Source organism: Citrobacter sp. RHB21-C05, from assembly GCF_013889015.1.
In the GTDB taxonomy this organism is placed as follows: Bacteria; Pseudomonadota; Gammaproteobacteria; order Enterobacterales; family Enterobacteriaceae; genus Citrobacter_A; species Citrobacter_A sedlakii.
The window spans coordinates 125,196-144,915 of sequence record NZ_CP057611.1 but is presented as its reverse complement, the minus strand read 5'-3'; the positions used below and the strand labels follow the sequence as shown (position 1 = coordinate 144,915).

General features: G+C 54.7%; 17 protein-coding genes. 8 read left to right on the top strand and 9 right to left on the bottom strand.

Annotation, left to right across the window (positions count from 1 at the left end; translation table 11 throughout):
• Positions 1-30: 30 nt before the first annotated feature.
• The 3 genes from HVX72_RS00670 to HVX72_RS00660 all read right to left on the bottom strand — a co-directional run bounded on the left by HVX72_RS00670 (position 31) and on the right by HVX72_RS00660 (position 2,266).
• Positions 31-504, bottom strand: coding sequence for a 4Fe-4S binding protein (locus tag HVX72_RS00670; RefSeq protein WP_181822347.1), 474 nt, complete (start codon positions 502-504; stop codon positions 31-33).
• Between the two features lie 231 nt (positions 505-735).
• The gene (locus tag HVX72_RS00665) at positions 736-1,116 is read right to left on the bottom strand and encodes a helix-turn-helix domain-containing protein (protein WP_233459247.1); all 381 of its coding nucleotides are present in this window, start codon (positions 1,114-1,116) and stop codon (positions 736-738) included.
• Between the two features lie 334 nt (positions 1,117-1,450).
• Positions 1,451-2,266, bottom strand: coding sequence for an AraC family transcriptional regulator (locus HVX72_RS00660; protein WP_181822346.1), 816 nt, complete (start codon positions 2,264-2,266; stop codon positions 1,451-1,453).
• Positions 2,267-2,500: 234 nt separating this feature from the next.
• Between HVX72_RS00660 and HVX72_RS00655 the strand changes: the two genes are divergently transcribed.
• From HVX72_RS00655 to HVX72_RS00645, 3 genes are all read left to right on the top strand, one after another.
• Positions 2,501-3,901 carry an MFS transporter gene (locus HVX72_RS00655; RefSeq protein ID WP_181822345.1) on the top strand — a complete coding sequence of 467 codons (1,401 nt, stop codon included), beginning with the start codon at positions 2,501-2,503 and terminating at the stop codon, positions 3,899-3,901.
• Between the two features lie 10 nt (positions 3,902-3,911).
• The gene (locus tag HVX72_RS00650) at positions 3,912-5,867 is read left to right on the top strand and encodes a glycoside hydrolase family 127 protein (protein ID WP_181822344.1); all 1,956 of its coding nucleotides are present in this window, start codon (positions 3,912-3,914) and stop codon (positions 5,865-5,867) included.
• Positions 5,868-6,024: 157 nt separating this feature from the next.
• Positions 6,025-6,339, top strand: a complete 315-nt coding sequence (locus HVX72_RS00645) for a hypothetical protein (protein ID WP_042286880.1) — start codon at positions 6,025-6,027, stop codon at positions 6,337-6,339.
• Between the two features lie 43 nt (positions 6,340-6,382).
• Here the strand turns inward: HVX72_RS00645 and aldB are convergent, their stop codons facing one another.
• A complete protein-coding gene (aldB, locus tag HVX72_RS00640; RefSeq protein ID WP_181822343.1) occupies positions 6,383-7,921 on the bottom strand; it encodes an aldehyde dehydrogenase AldB in 1,539 nt (512 codons plus the stop codon).
• Positions 7,922-8,086: 165 nt separating this feature from the next.
• Between aldB and HVX72_RS00635 the strand changes: the two genes are divergently transcribed.
• On the top strand, positions 8,087-8,968 hold the full coding sequence (locus HVX72_RS00635; RefSeq protein WP_042286886.1) for an ROK family protein: 882 nt from the start codon (positions 8,087-8,089) through the stop codon (positions 8,966-8,968).
• A gap of 81 nt (positions 8,969-9,049) precedes the next feature.
• Here the strand turns inward: HVX72_RS00635 and yiaY are convergent, their stop codons facing one another.
• The 4 genes from yiaY to HVX72_RS00615 all read right to left on the bottom strand — a co-directional run bounded on the left by yiaY (position 9,050) and on the right by HVX72_RS00615 (position 14,329).
• Positions 9,050-10,201, bottom strand: coding sequence for an L-threonine dehydrogenase (gene yiaY, locus HVX72_RS00630; protein WP_181822342.1), 1,152 nt, complete (start codon positions 10,199-10,201; stop codon positions 9,050-9,052).
• 184 nt (positions 10,202-10,385) lie between these two features.
• Positions 10,386-12,233 (bottom strand): selenocysteine-specific translation elongation factor, encoded by a 1,848-nt coding sequence (selB, locus tag HVX72_RS00625; RefSeq protein WP_181822341.1) that lies wholly within the window; start codon positions 12,231-12,233, stop codon positions 10,386-10,388.
• Positions 12,230-13,621 (bottom strand): L-seryl-tRNA(Sec) selenium transferase, encoded by a 1,392-nt coding sequence (selA, locus tag HVX72_RS00620; RefSeq protein WP_042286896.1) that lies wholly within the window; start codon positions 13,619-13,621, stop codon positions 12,230-12,232. Before selA ends, selB begins: the two co-directional genes overlap by 4 nt.
• A 99-nt stretch (positions 13,622-13,720) precedes the next feature.
• On the bottom strand, positions 13,721-14,329 hold the full coding sequence (locus tag HVX72_RS00615) for a glutathione S-transferase (RefSeq protein ID WP_042286899.1): 609 nt from the start codon (positions 14,327-14,329) through the stop codon (positions 13,721-13,723).
• Positions 14,330-14,981: 652 nt separating this feature from the next.
• Here HVX72_RS00615 and mtlA point away from each other — a divergent pair.
• From mtlA to mtlR, 3 genes are all read left to right on the top strand, one after another.
• Entirely contained in the window at positions 14,982-16,895 is a 1,914-nt protein-coding gene (gene mtlA / locus HVX72_RS00610; RefSeq protein ID WP_060570247.1) for a PTS mannitol transporter subunit IICBA, read from the top strand.
• A gap of 130 nt (positions 16,896-17,025) precedes the next feature.
• Positions 17,026-18,174: a mannitol-1-phosphate 5-dehydrogenase gene (mtlD, locus tag HVX72_RS00605; RefSeq protein WP_181822340.1), complete on the top strand. Its 1,149-nt coding sequence runs from the start codon at positions 17,026-17,028 to the stop codon at positions 18,172-18,174.
• Complete coding sequence (gene mtlR / locus HVX72_RS00600; RefSeq protein WP_042286909.1) at positions 18,171-18,761, top strand: mannitol operon repressor MtlR; 591 nt, start codon at positions 18,171-18,173, stop codon at positions 18,759-18,761. The genes mtlD and mtlR overlap by 4 nt, the downstream gene beginning before the upstream one ends.
• A gap of 11 nt (positions 18,762-18,772) precedes the next feature.
• On the opposite strand, the gene HVX72_RS00595 is transcribed toward mtlR, so the two are convergent.
• Complete coding sequence (locus HVX72_RS00595; RefSeq protein ID WP_181822339.1) at positions 18,773-18,982, bottom strand: hypothetical protein; 210 nt, start codon at positions 18,980-18,982, stop codon at positions 18,773-18,775.
• A 288-nt stretch (positions 18,983-19,270) separates the two neighbouring features.
• Here HVX72_RS00595 and HVX72_RS00590 point away from each other — a divergent pair, with 288 nt between their 5' ends.
• Positions 19,271-19,633: a YibL family ribosome-associated protein gene (locus tag HVX72_RS00590; protein ID WP_042286914.1), complete on the top strand. Its 363-nt coding sequence runs from the start codon at positions 19,271-19,273 to the stop codon at positions 19,631-19,633.
• The last annotated feature ends 87 nt before the right edge of the window (positions 19,634-19,720 follow it).

Sequence of the window (19,720 nt, the reverse complement as noted above, 5' to 3'; positions counted from 1 at the left end):
GCCCGGCTAACGCAAGCCGGGCCATCCTTTTTACAGCGGCTGCGCATGCAAACGCTGGCGCTGAATATCTGCCGCATTCACACATTGTAATGCTCCCGTTGGGCAAGCCGCGACGCAGGTCGGTCCCGTCTCGCGGTGCCAGCAGAGATCGCATTTGATCGCCTGAACCCGTGAAATCTGAACGGTGACATTCATGGCGCCAAACGGACAGGCCAGCATACAGCTTTTACAGCCGATACACCGTTCCTGCTCCACAAAAACGTGCCCACGATCGCGGCGAATCGCGTTCGTTGGACAAACGTTGGCGCATGGCGCATCTTCACACTGATGACAGGCGACCGCGGTGGTAAACGTGTTCTCTTTAATGACCTGAATACGTGAAACAAACTGTCCTGCCGATACCGCCGCACAGTCCTGATTTTCCTGATGCGAGACCACGCATGCGACTTCGCAGGTACGACAGCCAATACATTTCATCGCATCCGCCATAATAAACCGGTTCATAGCTCACTCCGATCGCCCAAAAATGACAGAGTGCCAGAGAGCATTGCGTTGTCGCTTTGATCGCACAGGGGATACGGTGAAATTTTGTCAGATGCCCGAGGCGTTCTGGGATTTTGCCAAAGATTGCTCACCGTTCCGGCATAAAAAAAACCCTGGACGACAACGCCCAGGGGGAATAATCCGCAGGCGACATCACGCTACGGAATAAACTGACACCAGATTGAGAGGCATCTAAATTTGATAATCGGCCTCATCGACGACGCTATAGAGCGCCTGGATATTATCCAGTGCCAGTATGTATCCGCTTCCTTTTACGCTAACGATAGAATGCTGCGGCAGGCCAAGCATATTTAATTTGTTATTTAAATTTTTCACCATCGTTGACAGACGTTGTGTGGAAGCGCTTAATTCATTTTTTTCCCAGATGTTGACGAGTAATTCATCTTTTGACACATAATGGGTGCGGGCGTTAAGTAAAAGGTAAACAAACAGACGCAGCATGGTATGATTAAAAAAAACGCCGCCGAAAGTAATCACGCTGTCCATTTTATTTACTGGCAGCCTGAAGATTCTTGACTCGCTTATATCAAAAAAAATTTCACGACCAATCATAAATCCATGTAACTGGTATTCCATTTTGCAGCACTCACATTTAATTCACTATCGAAAGATAAACATGATTAAGTCCTTGTAGTTAATGTCTATCGCAAGTTTAAAAAAAATAGCATTAATTTCAATAGATCCCCGCGGAGGTATTTTCCGTATTCCCACGGGAAAGATGCAGGTTTTCTCTCTGCAAAAAACGATTATTCAACATATTGTGACACCATAGGGCAAAATTTCAGATAATCCCCCTAAAGAGGGGTGACTGCTCAACCCTGCAAGTTAATCATACATATTTAACGCAAATTGCAAATTTTTCTTCTATGGAAGCGGTAAAGCAGGCTCATGAATTAACATGTTCTTTGCAGTAACGTCGTTTCCAGACGGCAGGGGTCAGACCAGTATGCTTACGGAAAATTTGTCGGAAATAGCCCACGTCGCTAAAGCCGCATTGTTCAGCAACCTCTTTTAAGGATCGCGCATCGCTGATCAATAATTTCTCCGCCGCCCGCACGCGCTGACGATGAATCGCCTCGGTCAGCGTTAAATGAAAAACGCGCCGGTAAACTCGCCCCAGATAATCCGCATTACAGTGTAGTTCTCGCGCCATAATAGCGGTGGAAAGAGGACGATGATATTGCGTGCGGATCAACTGTTGCGCTTTCCATGCCAGCGAAACGCCCGCCTCCTGCGTATTATCAGTAGGTCGGGAAGGCTGAGCCATTTGCTGTAATATCAGCAACACAATAAATTCCAGCGCCGGACTGCGTTGCATTTTTTCCTGCTCTATCATGAACTGGCGAAAAAGCGCGATCAGCGCCTGCGGATCCGCCACGCGCGTGTGCTGCGGCACTGAAAGGTGCGTCAGCCATCTCGGATCGTTGTCCGGCGCTTTTACCTCGAAATGCAGCCAATAAAAACGCAGATCAGCGGGAAAATCTTCTACCCCAACATGGCGACGCTGGGGCCAGAGCAGCAAACTTTCTCCCGCTTCCACGCAAAATCGGTTTTCTTCTTCCTGAATGGTCAGCAGACCTTTTTCAACGAAAATAATTTCCCACGACGACAATGTCCTCGCCGGGTGACGTCCGATCCCCCGGGAAAGAAATAATCCGCCGTTTTGAACTTTGATCGGAAGCGTCATGGATAATTCGAGCATAGATATGGAAATTCCCGCTTTAAATGAAGCTAATAATATCTTTACCTATTGATTATTATCTAAAAATAAGCCAATCACCGGATCTGCCTCACACTTTTACACAGAGGTCGGAATCGTCACCTTTTTTTACTCTTTCGTTGCCTTGTTGCATCGCCGCTTCCAGGCAGAATTAATCAGGTCATCAGTCATAAAAAAATAATCACTGACCGAAACCTCATTTAGCGAGGAATAACTATGACCTCTACACCGATTACCCGCGATCAACTCGCACAAGGCCGCGTCGACGATGCGCTCTCGGTGCGTGAAAAAATAGGCTACGGCCTGGGAGATGCAGGCGGCACCGTTATTACCTGCCTGATCATGAACTTTCTCACCTTTTTCTATACCGATGTGTTTGGATTAACGCCCGCGTTAGTCGGCACGCTGTTTATTGCCCTGCGCGTATTTGATGCCGTTTCCGACCCCATCATGGGGGTGATTGCCGACCGCACGCAAAGCCGGTGGGGGCGCTTTCGCCCCTGGCAGCTGTGGGTGGCCATTCCCATTGGCGTCATCGGCGTGCTGACCTTTACCGTGCCGGACGCCAGTATGGGGGTCAAAATCGCCTGGGCGTTTGGCACCTATCTGCTGCTTTCCGTTGGTTATACCGCGATCAACGTGCCCTATTGCGCGCTGATCAACACCATGACCACCCGGCACAATGAGGTGATTTCCTGTCAGTCCTGGCGCTTTGTGCTTTGCGGCGTGGCGGGCTTTCTGGTCTCTGTTGGTTTGCCGTGGATGGTCGATATCTTTGGCAAAGGTAGCGCCGCCCAGGGCTACCAGTTGGGCGTCGGCGTGCTCTGTACGGTCGCGGTCATCATGTTTCTGTGCTGTTTCTTCTGGGTACGCGAGCGCGTGCCAATTGAGATGATGGGAAAATTTACGCTGCGCGAGCACCTTGCCGGGCTGCGTAAAAACGATCAGTTGCTGCTGATGCTGGTGATGTCGTTCCTGCTGATTAACGTCTTCAACATTCGCGGCGGAGGGTACATGTATTTCATCACCTATGTGCTGGAAGGCAGCACCGCTTATACCTCACTGTTTTTTACAATGGTGACCTTCGCTTCGATTATCGGCTCGGTGCTCGTCAGCCCGCTGACACGACGCGTGGACACCGTCAAACTTTACTCCGCCACCAACCTGGTGCTGGCGGCGCTGGCGGTGCTGATGTGGTTATTACCCACCGGTCCGGCCTGGCAGACGTTGTGGCTGGGGGTGATCCTCGGTAACGGTATTATTCTTGGCTTCACGTTGCCGCTGCACTTTTCGCTGATGGCGTTCGCCGATGACTACGGCGAGTGGAAAACCGGCGTGCGTTCGTCCGGCATGAACTTCGCCTTTAACCTGTTTTTCATCAAGCTGGCCTGGGCTTCCAGCGCCGGGATCATCAGCCTGCTGTTCATTCTTGTCGCCTACCAGCCGGGGGCGGAAAACCAGACGGCGCAGTCGCTTGGCGGCATTACCGCAATGGAAACCCTGCTTCCCGCCCTGTTCCATTTGCTGCTGGCGCTGTCGATCCGCTATTGCAAACTCAATAACCCCATGATGACGCGAATCGCCAGCGACCTGCGTCAGCGTCATGTTCATTTATAAGGAGCCCACCATGAACGTACCGGAAGTCGACCTGCACATGCTGAAGGTCAGCGATCCGTTCCTCGGACAATATCAACGCCTGGTTCGCGACGTCGTGATCCCTTATCAATGGGACGCGCTGAACGACCGTATTCCGGAGGCCGATCCCAGCCATGCGATCGAAAACTTCCGCATCGCGGCAGGACAGCAGTCCGGGGAATTTTATGGCATGGTTTTTCAGGACAGCGATGTCGCCAAGTGGCTGGAGGCCGTGGCCTGGTCCCTGTGCCAGAAGCCAGACCCGGCACTGGAAAAGACCGCCGATGAGGTGATTGAGCTGGTCGCCGCCGCCCAGTGTGACGACGGCTATCTCAATACGTATTTTACCGTCAAAGCCCCGCAGGAGCGCTGGACCAACCTGGCGGAGTGCCATGAGCTTTACTGCGCCGGGCACATGATTGAGGCAGGCGTGGCCTTCTACCAGGCCACCGGCAAACGCCGCCTGCTGGAGGTCGTTTGCCGTCTGGCGGACCATATCGACAGCGTATTCGGCCCCGGCGAACATCAGTTGCACGGCTATCCGGGCCATCCGGAGATCGAGCTGGCGCTAATGCGGCTGTATGAAGCGACGGGGTGTTCGCGCTATCTGGCGCTGGTGAATTACTTTGTTGAACAACGTGGAACGCAGCCGCACTTTTACGATCTGGAGTACGAAAAGCGTGGGCAAACATCTTACTGGCATACCTACGGCCCGGCGTGGATGGTGAAAGATAAAGCCTACAGCCAGGCGCACCAGCCGCTTTCAGAGCAGCAAACGGCGACGGGCCATGCGGTGCGTTTTGTGTATCTGATGACCGGAGTGGCGCATCTGGCGCGGCTTAGCCAGGATGAACGCAAGCGTCAGGACTGTCTGCGCTTGTGGCGGAACATGGCGCAACGCCAACTGTATATCACCGGCGGGATCGGTTCGCAGAGTAGCGGCGAAGCCTTCAGCAGCGACTACGATCTGCCGAACGATACCGTATATGCGGAAAGCTGCGCCTCAATCGGCCTGATGATGTTCGCCCGGCGGATGATTGAACTGGAAGCAGACAGCCAGTACGCCGACGTCATGGAACGCGCGTTATATAACACCGTCCTTGGCGGAATGGCGCTCGACGGAAAGCACTTTTTCTACGTTAACCCACTGGAAGTGCATCCACAGTCATTAAAATTTAATCATATCTATGACCACGTGAAGCCCGTGCGCCAGCGCTGGTTTGGCTGCGCCTGCTGCCCGCCGAACATCGCCAGGGTTCTGACTTCGCTGGGTCATTACATCTATACGCCGCGTCCGGAAGCGCTGTATATCAACCTCTACGTGGGTAACAGTATTGAACTGCAAACGGAAAACGGCTCTCTCAGGCTGCGTATTGACGGCAACTATCCGTGGCAGGAGCACGTCAGTATTACCATCGACTCGCCACAAGCTGTGCGGCATACGCTGGCGCTGCGCCTGCCGGACTGGTGTTCAGATGCCCGCGTAACGCTTAACGGCGATGAGGTCAGCCAGGATATCCGCAAAGGCTATCTGCACATCACCCGTGACTGGCAGGAAGGCGACACCATCGGGCTGACGCTACCGATGCCGGTGCGCCGGGTGTATGGCAACCCGCGGGTACGCCACGTCGCGGGTAAAGTCGCCCTTCAACGCGGACCGCTGGTGTATTGCCTTGAACAAGCCGACAACGGCGAGGAGCTGCATAATCTGTGGTTACCAAAAGAGAGCGATCTGCGGATCTTTGAGGGTAAAGGACTGTTTGCCCATAAGATGCTGATCCAGGCGGAAGGGTTAAAACAGAGCGCCCCCGACGCCGCGCAAAGCGCACTCTGGCACTATGATCGCGCTCCCGGCGCCTGGCAGCCGCACACGCTGACCTTTATTCCGTGGTTCAGTTGGGCCAATCGGGGCGAAGGCGAAATGCGGATCTGGGTTAACGAACGATGAGGGAGCCGCGCTAAATTACTGGATGGCGGCTTGCGCCTTATTTATTCTACGGCGCCACTATGCCAGGCCGCCATCCACGGAAGCGACGTTTGCCAGACAAGCACATTTAAAGGAATAATGCGGCGACCATCTTCTGGCAAACACACTAAGGAGCATCATGAGCAGCACGGACGATACATCTTCAACCCGCTTCAAACGCATCAAAGCCTCGGCCATCTACCGGTTATTGTTGATAGGCCTCGGTATTCCCATGATGCTTTTCAGCTTCATTTGCGGCGTGCTGAGCCTTTTCGGCTTCAACATGGTGAAATGGAACGACCAACCGGTACAGGGTTTACTGGCGATCCCCACCGCATTGTTTAGCGGTTTGTTTATCACTGTCCTGTTCACCGTTTTCGTTGGTTCGATTGCTTGCCTGGGATTATGGATTTACAGCCGTTTCCGCCCTCTACAGGTTAAGGTGCTGGATTAAGCTATCGGGCTTACGCATTTTGTAAGCCCGAGAACGCAGCCAGTTAAAACAGTCCCAGCGGTTTGTCGGAATAGCTTACCAGCAGACACTTGGTCTGCTGGTAATGTTCCAGCATCATTTTATGGGTTTCACGGCCGATGCCCGACTGCTTATAGCCGCCAAATGCCGCATGCGCAGGATAAGCGTGATAGCAGTTAGTCCAGACACGTCCGGCCTGAATTCCGCGCCCCATTTTATAAGCCAGATTGCCGTTACGGCTCCAGACCCCCGCGCCCAGGCCATATTGCGTATCGTTGGCGAGTTCCAGCGCGTCCTCCATCGTTTTAAAGGTGGTGACCGCCAGTACCGGACCGAAGATTTCTTCCTGGAAGACGCGCATATTATTTTTGCCGAACAGGATGGTCGGTTCGAGGTAATAACCATCTTTTAGTTCGCCTTCCAGTTGCTTACGCCGCCCACCGGTAAGGATATCCGCGCCTTCTTTTTTACCGATATCAATATAATTAAGGATGGTTTCCAACTGACCGTGGGAAACCTGCGCCCCCATTTGCGTCACGCTGTCGAGGGGATTACCGCTGCGGATGCTTTCCACTCGACGAATGGCGCGCTCCATAAAGCGTTCGTAAATCGACTCCTGCACCAGCGCGCGGCTCGGGCAGGTACAGACCTCGCCCTGGTTAAAGGCAAACAGCGCGAACCCTTCCAGCGCCTTGTCAAAAAACGCATCTTCTTCGTCCATCACATCGGCAAAAAAGATGTTTGGCGATTTGCCGCCCAGTTCCAGCGTTACCGGGATGATGTTTTGCGTGGCGTACTGCATGATCTGCTGTCCGACTTCCGTCGAACCGGTGAACGCAACTTTGGCGATGCGTTTCGAGGTCGCCAGATATTCGCCAATCTCGCCCCCCGCGCCGTTCACGACGTTAACCACGCCCGGCGGCAGCAGGTCGCCAATCACCTCCATTAATAGCAGAACGGACAGCGGCGTCAGGCGCGCGGGCTTGAGCACTACGCAGTTCCCCGCCGCCAGCGCTGGCGCCATCTTCCAGCTCGCCATCAGCAGTGGGAAGTTCCACGGGATAATCTGCCCTACCACACCGAGCGGCTCGTGGAAATGATAGGCTACGGTATCGCTGTCCACTTCACTGATCCCGCCCTCCTGGGCGCGTATGCAGGAAGCAAAATAACGAAAATGGTCGATGGCCAGCGGCACGTCAGCCGCGCTGGTTTCACGGATGGGCTTACCGTTATCCCAGGTTTCCGCCGTGGCGAGCCGTTCCAGATTTTGCTCCATGCGGTCGGCTATTTTAAACAGAATGGCGGCTCGGTCCTGAACGGAGGTTTGCGCCCATTTATCTTTCACCTTGTGGGCCGCATCAAGCGCCAGATCAATATCGCGTTTGCCGGATGAGGCGACTTCACACAATAGCTGCCCGGTAACCGGCGTCAGGTTCTGGTAATATTCGCCGTCAGCCGGAGGAACCCAGTCACCGCCAATAAAATTGTCATAACGGGCTTTTAGCTTCAGCGGAAAACCGTACTCGCCGGGCTGAATACGTGTTGAAGGGGGGTTATTCGTCATGATCGTCTCCTTGCCGCAGGTGTATAACAAGGGTAGACGCCGCTGGCGATTTTCTCGCCAGTCGTTGGCGGCTTTACGAGCTATATCACGGATTACCTTACTTTACGTTTCGTTTTTGCCGCTGAGCCATACTTATAAGCTCTGGGTCTTATAAGGATACGTGCAATGCAGCTATTTATCGGCTTCGACGTGGGCGGTACCCATATTAAACATGGCGTCATTGATGAAAACGGCAACGAACTGACGTCAGATGAATTCGACACGCCGGACGATAAGAATGCCTTTAAACAGCAGTGGAAAGCGGTCGTGGAGGCGTATCAGAAAGCACATGATATCGCCGCGATCGGCGTGAGCTTTCCTGGTCATATCAACACCCACACGGGCCAGGCGGCAAAGGCCGGCGCACTCGATTATCTCGATAACGAGAATCTCTGCGAACTGTTCGCCCAACTGACGGACCTGCCCGTCACGGCGGAAAACGACGCCAACTGCGCGGCGCTGGGCGAACGCTGGCGCGGCGCGGGCCGGGACTATGAGAGCTTTGTCTGCATCACTATTGGTACCGGCATCGGCGGCGGGATCGTGGTGGAAGGCGACATTTATCGCGGTTCGCACTACCGGGCGGGCGAATTTGGCGTGATCCCCGTAGGCGATAACGGTGAATGCATGCATGAAGTCGCCTCCGCGAGCGGTCTGATGAAGGCGTGCCGCCGGGCGCTGGCGGTCCCCGAAGATGAAATGCCCGACGGCGAAGCGCTGTTCGAGCGCATGGAGAGCGACGTTCACCTGCGCGAAGCGATTGAACAATGGGCGCATTTCCTTGCGCGCGGAGTGTATAGCGTGATTTCAATGTTCGATCCGCAGGCAGTACTGATTGGCGGCGGCATCAGCGAGCAGGAAAAGATCTATAAATTACTGGATAAATATTTGCAGCGCTTCGAGGAGTGGGAAGCGCTGAAAGTACCGATTTTACCCTGCGAGTTGGGTAATCAGGCGGGACGACTCGGCGCGGTATGGCTGGCAAAGCAGAAACTGAGCCGCGGTTAACTTGCCGGATGGCGGCTGCGCTTTATCGGATCAGGCTGAACCGTACAGATCTGTAAAGCGTAGCGCCATCCGGTCGGCGTTTTACATCGCAGCGTGGAAGATCGCCACGATCTGCTCGTGTGTCGCCTTGATCGGGTTAGTCAGCCCGCAGGCATCTTTCAGCGCATTGGTCGCCAGCAGCGGAATATCCTCCTCCTTCACGCCGAGATCGCGCAGCCCTGCCGGAATATTCACCTGCTGCGCCAGCGTGCGTATGGCGTCGATACAGGCCGCGGCGCCTTCGGCGTCGTTCAACCCTTCCACATTGACGCCCATCGCCGCTGCGCAGTCACGCAGACGCGCCGCCGCGACCTGGCTGTTAAACACCTGAACGTGCGGCAACAGCACCGCATTGCACACGCCGTGCGGCAGATTGTAGAAACCGCCGAGCTGGTGCGCCATCGCGTGAACATAACCCAGCGAGGCGTTATTAAAGGCCATTCCCGCCAGGAACTGCGCGTAGGCCATCGCTTCCCGCGCCTGCGCATTGCTGCCGTCTTCCACCGCGACGGTCAGGTTTTCGCTAATCATGGCCACGGCTTTCAGCGCGCAGGCATCGGTGATTGGCGTCGCCGCGATGGAAACGTACGCTTCAATGGCGTGGGTTAACGCGTCCATACCCGTTGCGGCGGTCAGCGACTTCGGCATTCCCATCATCAACGTTGAGTCGTTGACGGAAAGCAGCGGCGTAACGTGTTTATCGACGATCGCCATTTTAATGTGGCGTTCAGCATCGGTAATAATGCAAAAACGGGTCATTTCCGACGCCGTGCCTGCGGTGGTATTAATGGCAATCATCGGCAACTGCGGTTTAGCAGAACGATCAACCCCTTCATAATCGCGAATATCGCCGCCGTTTGCCGCCACCAGCGCAATGCCTTTCGCACAGTCATGGGGTGAGCCACCGCCCAGCGAAATCACGCTGTCGCAGTTATTCTCCTGCAGCAGTTTCAGCCCTTCAGCCACGTTTTCGGTGGTCGGGTTTGGCTGGGTACCGTCATAGATCACGCTGAAAATAGCGCGTTCCTGCAACGCGTTTTGAAAATTATCCGCCATACCCAACCGGGTGAGCATCGTGTCTGTCACAATTAACGTGCGGCGAAAGCCATATTCCACCATCGTATTTATTGCGTCATTTAATACATCAGCACCAATAATATTCACGGATGGAATATAAAATGTAGAAGCAGCCATTTGCTCAATCCTTAATGTTGAAAAAGAGCAAAAGCATACGAGGGTGAGAAATAATAAAATATGATCGTTGCTGTTATTTTCCGAAAGAAACATTAAAAAGCACATTAGGATAATAAACAAATGTGCTTTCATAGGAATCACTATTTATATTATCTCAATTCATTTGAAATATAAATAAGTAATGTTATTGTCTGGCCGGGAATAATAACGCATCGCGTAATAAATGATCGTTGCCACGACGGCGGGTAAAGCCGATGCGGTCAAAATATTCCAGAATCTGAATGGCCAGTTTACGCCCAACGCCCAGACGGTCACGGAAATCCGCCGCGCACGTTGACCCTCTCTCTTGATCCAGCTCACGGATCAGCGTGGCGAAGGCAACAATGCGATCGTTACGGTAATAACGATCTTTTACGATCGCAGTAATCATTCCCTGCTGTGCCGCCTGCCGTAGCACAAGGCGCATGGTCTGCTCCTCCGTGGCCGTTTCCCGCGCAAGATCGCGTACCCACCAGGGGTCGTCTGCAAACAGCGGCTCCACGTTTTGCCAGATCGCCGCCTGCTCATCGCTGAATCCCGCTTTGTGATCGGGCAAATGCAACCAGCCATGATGGCTATGAATTTCGCCGCTTTCACGCATTTGCTCAATCAGCAACAGCACCAGCGCTTCATCTTCCATCGGCAGCGCCATCCGCCGCAGGCGTTCACGCCCAGGCCCCGGCTCATCGCGGTGTTGCTCATGATAGGTCGCCAGCGTGTCGAGAATTTTACGCTGCCAGCGGGCGGCAACCGGGGCGTTTAGCAGACTGTCGCCTGCCTGGATAAACCCATGCTGCTGGACACGCTGTCGCATACCGTCGCCATTAAGCTGGCGCGCCCAGGCAAATGCAGGCAGATTCACCGCTCCGCGCTGAAGATGCACAGCAAGCGCGGCGCCATCATCGGTGGTTTCTGCCAACGACGCCAGCCACTGTAAATAGTCCGGCTTACGCTTTCCACGACGCGGGGGGTTAAGCGCAACCACGCGCCCGCCCGCCAGCGTGGCCCGCGCAGAAATATCGCGCAGTACCAGCCGATCGTTATCCGCCAGCAGCAGCGGGGTGTCGAAAACCAGTTCCGCGAGGTTATTGTCCAGCAGCGAGACCCGTCCGGTGACATGACTGGCGGCATGGTGGATATGCAGCGGCTGCCATTGGGTTAACGGCGCGTGGTTTTCCAGCGCCACAATAATACGGCTAAACGGCTCGGGGGGTTTCGCCGAGAGCAGCCAGTCACCCCGGCGCAGCTGTTCTTTTTCGGCGTCACCAGCGATATTCAGCGCGATACGTTGCCCGGCATGCGCGCGTTCTGTCGCCTGATTTTGCGCGTGCAATCCGCGCACGCGCATAGGTTTGTTGACGCCCGTCAGCCACAGCGTGTCGCCTTGCTGCACTTCTCCGCTCAGCGCCGTCCCCGTCACCACCAGCCCGGCGCCCTTTACGCTAAAGGCGCGGTCGATAGCCAGACGGAAGGTCTGGTGACTGGCATGCTGGCGTGCCGGTAACAGCTGCAGGTGTTCGCGTAGCGCCTCAATGCCTCGCCCTTCATTGGCGGCGGTCACGAATAACGTCGCCCCGGCAAAGCCATACTCACGCAGCACCTCTTGTACCTGCTGCTCAACGTCTGACACACGTGCGTCATCAACCCGGTCGGCCTTGGTTAACGCCACCGTCAGCGTCGGGCTGCCGGTCAATTGTAATATCGCCAGGTGCTCGCGGGTTTGCGCCATCACGCCATCATCGCAGGCCACCACCAGCAGCGCATGATCGATACCGCCCACGCCCGCCAGCATATTAGAGAGAAACTTTTCATGTCCGGGCACGTCGATAAAACCCAGCACGCGCCCGTCCGGCTGCGGCCAGTAGGCGTAGCCCAGATCGATCGTCATCCCGCGCTTTTTTTCTTCCGGCAGACGATCGGCATTCACGCCCGTGATCGCCTGTAGCAGCGTCGTTTTCCCGTGGTCAACGTGTCCGGCGGTCGCAATAATCATTTCAACAACATCTCCATAAACCGGGTCTCATCTTCAAGGCAGCGCAAATCCAGCCACAGGCGACCATCGTTAATCCGCCCAATAACCGGAACGGGCAGCGCTCGCCAGCGGCTCGCCAGCGCCGCCAGACGGCTGCCGCGCCCGTCGTGCGGGGTAAAGGTTAATGCCGCGCTCGGCAAGCGATCAACCGGTAATGAACCGCTGCCGATCTGCGACAGACACGGCGTCACGCTGACCGCAAAGTCATTTGCATAATGTTTGGCAAGCGAGACCTGTAACCGCTGCGCCTGGGCGGTAATCGCCTCCTGAGGGCGGGTTAACGCCCGCAATGTCGGCAGTTTTTGCGCCAACGCTTCCGGATGCAGATATAGCCGTAGCGTCGCCTCCAGCGCCGCAAGGGTCATTTTATCCGCCCGCAGCGCGCGCTTCAGTGGGTGACTTTGCAGTTGCGCAATCATCTCTTTTTTGCCGACGATAATACCCGCTTGCGGACCGCCGAGCAGTTTATCGCCGGAAAAGCTCACCAGACTGACGCCCGCGGCAATCAGTTGCTGCGGCATCGGCTCTTTTGGCAGACCGTACTGGCTGAGATCAATCAGCGAACCGCTGCCGAGATCGGCCACCACCGGAATATCCAGTTGCTGGCCGATCTGCGCCAGTTCGCTCTCGTCTATCGCTTTGGTAAAGCCTTCGATGCTGTAGTTACTGGTGTGGACCTTCATCAACAGCCCGGTGTTTTCATTTACCGCCTGGCGATAATCTTTCGCGTGCGTGCGGTTGGTGGTGCCTACTTCATGAAGCGTACAGCCAGCCTGGCGCATCACGTCAGGAATGCGAAACGCGCCGCCAATCTCTACCAGTTCGCCGCGCGAGACCACCACCTCTTTCCCCGCCGCCGTTGCCGCCAGCATTAACAATACCGCCGCCGCGTTGTTATTGACGATACAGGCGTCTTCCGCGCCGGTAATGCGGCACAGTAACTCCGCCAGCGCGCGGTCACGGTGGCCGCGCCCGGCGCCGTCGAGATCGTACTCCAGCGTCACCGGTGAACGCATGGCCTGCGCCACCGCCGCTATCGCCTCTTCCGCCTGCAATGCGCGGCCAAGATTCGTGTGCAGCACCGTACCGGTCAGATTGATTACCGGACGCAGCGCGCTCTGAGCCGCTTTCTGCAGACGGACGCTAACTTCCTGCGCCCAGTTGTCGCTCCACACGGGCAGCGCCTGGGTATCACGTATCGTCTCTCTGGCCTCGTCCAGCATCTGGCGAAGGAGTTCAACGACACGGGTATGCCCGTGGCTGTCACACAGGGTAAGAAATGCACTTTCACGCAATAAGCGATCAATGGCAGGAAGCTGACTGTACAGCGAACGCGTTTCGGTTGTCATGGGATAGCCTGGCGGTTGGTAATCCTCTCCATGTGCGGAGAGGCGTTTCGACATAAGGGGGATTGTAACGTGAGATGGCTCAGGCGGACATAATACGTATCAAGCCTTTGGCGGTTCCGTGCGGGCAAAACTTTCGCGGCTAAACAGGGTTTCCACCAGTTTTACCAGATTAGGACGGTCCACGCACCAGCCCGGCGACACGCGACGGAAGTTGAGATAGCCCACGGCGCAAGCAATCGCGATAGTCGCCAGATTCACCGTATCGGGTTTAATGGTTCCGTCCACCAGATAGCCTTCCAGCGCATCCAGACTGCGGGTGATTTTTTCACGCTGACGCAGAAGCTCATTTTCCGACTGCTGCGCCGCCGGTCGCGCCTGTTCACGCACCGACACCAGGCCAGCATCCATAATACCGTCAGCCAGGGCTTCAAGCTGGCGCACCTTCAGCGACGCCAGCGGCTCGCGCGGTAGCATCGCCGGGGCGATGTCCAGCAGTTCGATATATTCGGCAATGATTGGCGAATCAAACCAGTATTCTCCATCATCGGTCACCAGCGCCGGGACTTTCCCCAATGGATTGTACTGCGCCACGCCGTTTTCCGCGTTGTACGGCAGTTCATTAACAAATTCGAAGGTGATGCCCTTTTCCAGCAGCAGAATCGAGATTTTGCGTACAAACGGGCTGGTGTAGCTACCTATGAGTTTCATACCGGGTCCTTTATGCCAACGTAGGGGGAAGACAATGCGCCAAAGAATAATCAACAGTATTCAGTATGGCTCAGATGCGTGCAAAGAGAATGAAAGTTAGCAGACTGCCAACGAAACACCGCACTGTTGTGCTGAAAATGAGAGATATGTTTTATGCGATATACGCCTGTTACGACAAGGAAAATAAAAAAGACGTTTTCATTGCTATCAGCCTCATGAGGAACAATGCATGTTCTATAAGGTATCAAGGGCAAATGCAGTTAATAACTCAATGGCGCGGCAAACGCAGAACCTGCGCTACATCACATCAGGGCAAATTCGACTGAAAATTTATTGTGATTTAAATCACAAATATTCAACAAACCGATAAAACAAAAACGTGAAACAAATCACATTTTTGTGCCATTAATGGTTCAAAAATCCACTTTGATGTTTTTCCATACAACCATTTCGTGATGCAAATCACATTAAATACCTCCCTACCCCCTATATTTATGTGATTCACATCACACAAAAGGGCGCAGACTGGACAGCTGATCGATTCAGTGCCAGATTTCGCAGTATCTACAGGGTCCGGCTACCTCTGCCGCCACATTAACAAAACCTCGGGCTTCCGGCCTGCGCGACAGCAAACATAAGAAGGGGTGTTTTTATGTCATCCGATATTAAGATCAAAGTGCAAAGCTTTGGTCGATTCCTCAGCAATATGGTGATGCCAAATATCGGCGCGTTTATCGCGTGGGGTATTATCACCGCATTATTTATTCCGACAGGGTGGTTGCCAAACGAAACGCTGGCGAAGCTGGTCGGCCCGATGATTACCTATCTCCTGCCACTGCTGATCGGTTATACCGGCGGTAAACTGGTGGGCGGCGAGCGCGGCGGCGTGGTCGGGGCGATCACCACCATGGGCGTGATCGTCGGCGCAGACATGCCGATGTTCCTCGGCTCCATGATTGCAGGTCCGCTGGGCGGCTACTGCATCAAGAAATTCGACAACTGGGTAGACGGTAAGATCAAGTCCGGTTTTGAAATGCTGGTGAATAACTTCTCCGCTGGCATCATCGGGATGATCCTCGCGATTCTGGCGTTCCTCGGTATTGGTCCGCTGGTGGAAGGTTTGTCAAAAATTCTGGCGGCGGGCGTCAACTTCATGGTTGTCCATGACATGCTGCCGCTGGCGTCCATCTTTGTTGAACCAGCGAAAATCCTGTTCCTCAACAACGCCATCAACCACGGTATCTTCTCGCCGCTGGGTATTCAGCAGTCGCACGAGATGGGCAAATCCATCTTCTTCCTGATTGAAGCCAACCCGGGCCCGGGGATGGGCGTGCTGCTGGCGTACATGTTCTTTGGTCGTGGCAGTGCAAAACAGTCTGCGGGCGGTGCGGCTATCATCCACTTCCTGGGCGGGATCCACGAAATTTACTTCCCTTACGTGCTGATGAACCCACGTCTGATTCTGGCCGTTATCCTCGGCGGCATGACCGGCGTGTTCACCCTGACGCTGCTGAACGGCGGTCTGGTGTCTCCGGCGTCTCCGGGGTCTATTCTGGCGGTGCTGGCGATGACGCCAAAAGGCGCCTACTTCGCTAACATCGCGGCAATCTGTGCGGCCATGGCGGTCTCCTTCGTGGTCTCGGCGATTCTGCTGAAAACCAGCAAGGTGAAAGAAGAAGACGACATTGAAGCGGCCACCCGTCGTATGCAGGACATGAAAGCAGAATCCAAAGGCGGCACGCCGCTGTCTGCAGGCGATGTCACCAACGACCTGAGCCATGTGCGTAAAATCATCGTAGCCTGCGACGCCGGTATGGGCTCCAGCGCGATGGGCGCAGGCGTGTTGCGTAAGAAAGTACAGGATGCCGGTCTGTCTCAGATTTCAGTGACCAACAGCGCCATCAATAACTTGCCGCCGGATGTTGACCTGGTCATCACCCACCGCGATCTCACCGAGCGCGCAATGCGTCAGGTTCCACAGGCACAGCATATTTCGCTGACCAATTTCCTCGACAGCGGTCTGTACGCCAGCCTGACCGAACGTCTGGTTGCGGCGCAGCGTCACACAGACAATGAAGAGAAAGTGCGTACCAGCCTGCAGGACAGTTTTGACGAAAGTAACGCTCATCTGTTCAAACTGAGCGCGGAGAACATCTTCCTCGGCCGTACCGCGGCTACCAAAGAAGAGGCCATTCGCTTTGCCGGTGAACAACTGGTTAAAGGCGGCTACGTTGAGCCGGAATACGTTGACGCGATGTTGGCGCGTGAAAAATTGACCCCGACCTATCTGGGCGAATCCATTGCGGTTCCGCACGGTACGGTGGAAGCCAAAGATCGCGTACTGAAAACCGGTGTCGTGTTCTGCCAGTATCCGCAAGGCGTTCGCTTCGGTGAAGAAGAGGATGATATCGCCCGTCTGGTTATTGGTATCGCCGCACGCAATAACGAGCACATCCAGGTGATCACCAGCCTGACCAACGCGCTGGATGATGAAACCGTTATCGAACGTCTGGCTAACACCACCAGCGTCGAAGAAGTGCTTGAGCTGCTGGCAGGTCGTAAGTAAGTGCATTTGCCCGGTAGCGCTTGCGTTTGCCGGGCCCCTATTTTCCTCTCCTGTAAGGGAGAGGGTTTGGGTGAGGAACCGCTTTTCACCCCAGCCCTCTTGGGTAAAAACATTAACGAAGGTTACTACTATGAAAGCATTACATTTTGGCGCAGGTAATATCGGACGTGGCTTTATCGGCAAATTGCTGGCAGACGCGGGGATACAACTGACATTCGCTGATGTAAATCAGGTCGTGCTCGACGCCCTGAACGCCCGTCATAGCTATCAGGTGCACGTGGTGGGTGAAAATGAGCAGGTGGATACCGTTACCGGCGTTGATGCGGTAAGCAGCATCGGCGACGACGTGGTTAAGCTAATCGCCCAAGTGGATCTGGTGACCACTGCCGTTGGTCCGGTCGTGCTTGAGCGCATCGCGCCTGCTATCGCAAAAGGGCTGGCGCAGCGCAAAGCGCAGGGTATCGACACCCCCCTGAACATCATCGCCTGTGAAAACATGGTCCGTGGCACCACGCAGCTGAAAGGCCATGTCATGAACGCGCTGGCGGAAGATGACAAGGCATGGGTGGAGGCGCACGTCGGCTTCGTCGACTCCGCGGTGGATCGTATTGTTCCCCCTTCCGCCTCCGCTACGCACGATCCGCTGGAAGTGACCGTTGAAACGTTCAGCGAGTGGATTGTCGACAAAACGCAGTTTAAAGGCGCGCTGCCGGACATCCCGGGAATGGAATTAACTGATAACCTGATGGCATTTGTCGAACGTAAACTCTTCACGCTGAACACCGGGCATGCTATAACCGCCTACCTCGGAAAATTGACCGGTCATCAGACTATCCGCGACGCGATCCTCGACGAGAAAATCCGCGCGGTGGTAAAAGGGGCGATGGAGGAGAGCGGCGCGGTGCTGATCAAACGCTACGGTTTTGATGCAGACAAGCACGCGGCGTATATCCAGAAAATTCTTGGCCGTTTCGAAAACCCGTACCTGAAAGACGACGTTGAGCGCGTTGGCCGTCAGCCGCTGCGGAAACTGAGCGCCGGTGATCGGTTGATCAAACCACTGCTGGGCACGCTGGAATATGGCCTGCCGCATCTGAACATGGTGAAAGGCATTGCCGCGGCGATGCATTTCCGTAGCGAAGACGATCCGCAGGCGCAGGAACTGGCGGCGCTGATTGCCGACAAAGGCCCTCAGGCCGCTCTGGCGCAGGTTTCCGGACTGGATGCCAGCAGCGAAGTCGTGGCCGAGGCCGTAAACGCGTATAACGCGATCAAATGATGCAAAATACGGCGCAGGCGAACCTGCGCCCGAATGAAAGATTGTCAGATATGCAGGCAATAATGGAAGAAACCCAGGCCTTTGAAAACCGTGTGCTTGAGCGTCTGAATGCTGGCAAAACCGTACGAAGTTTCCTGATCACCGCCGTCGAGTTACTCACCGAGGCGGTGAACATTCTGGTGCTTCAGGTGTTTCGCAAAGACGACTACGCGGTGAAATACGCAGTAGAACCGTTACTCGACGGCGACGGACCGCTGGGCGATCTGTCGGTGCGCCTGAAACTTATCTATGGCCTCGGCGTGCTGAGTCGTCCAGAGTATGAGGATGCGGAGCTATTGATGGCGCTGCGTGAAGAGATGAACCATGATGGCAATGAGTACGCGTTTACCGACGATGAAATTCTCGGACCGTTCGGCGAACTTCACTGCGTGACGGCGCTACCGCCGCCGCCGCAGTTTGATGCCTCCGACCCGGCGCTGTATGCCATGCAAATCCAGCGCTACCAGCAAGCGGTACGCTCGACAATGGTGCTTTCCCTGACTGAGCTGATTTCTAAAATCAGCTTAAAAAAAGCCTTCCAGAAATAGGCCCGGTTGTCTCACACCTTATCTTCCAGCTTTGGCTGATACAGCTGCCGATAATATTCCAGCCGGGCGAGATACATCTTCGCATGCTCCAGCGGGATATCATTCGGGACCGTATCGCGCGCAGGCGTTTTATTCAGGTATTCCCGGAACGCCTGACTTGAGGCCATAAAATCAATCGCTTTATCAATCAGATGTGGAACATTTTCACCCATTTTCGCCATGAGAAGTCCTCCCTCTGTCAACGCTGTAAACAAACGCAGCCGCCAATTTTAGTTTAGGATCAGAAACGCGAACGGGTTGAGGAAAACGTGCTTAAACATGATCCTGCGCAGAAAATGGCGAGCCTGACTCTTTTCCTGGCAAAAAGCCTTTTTTATCAGCCAGGTAACAATGATGTCTGCGCGGCCATTCTTATCCGTTTTGATTATTTTTTAGCGATTGATTGTGAAGAAACCCGCTCAGCGCGCATACTATAGGGCATTCCCTTTATTTCTATCAGAAGCCATACCATGAAAGAAGTCGAAAAAAACGAAATTAAACGCCTGAGCGATCGCCTTGATGCTGTTCGCCACCAGCAGGCTGAACTGTCGCTGGTCGAGGCCGCCGATAAGTACGCGGAGCTGGAAAAAGAGAAAACCACGCTCGAAACGGAGATCGCCCGCCTGCGCGAAGTGCACAGCCAGAAACTGAGCAAAGAAGCGCAAAAGCTGATGAACATGCCGTTCCGCCGCGCAATCAGTAAAAAAGAGCAGGCCGATATGGGCAAGCTGAAAAAAAGCGTGCGTGGTCTGGTGGTCGTACATCCAATGACCGCCCTGGGCCGTGAAATGGGTTTGGAAGAAATGACCGGCTTTTCAAAGACTGAATTCTAATTGCGTTACGGGTGGCGCTTCGCCGCCCTAATCCACGCGTAAATTGGCCCTACCAATCCCCCTCCTTTGCGTCCACTGGTTCACACT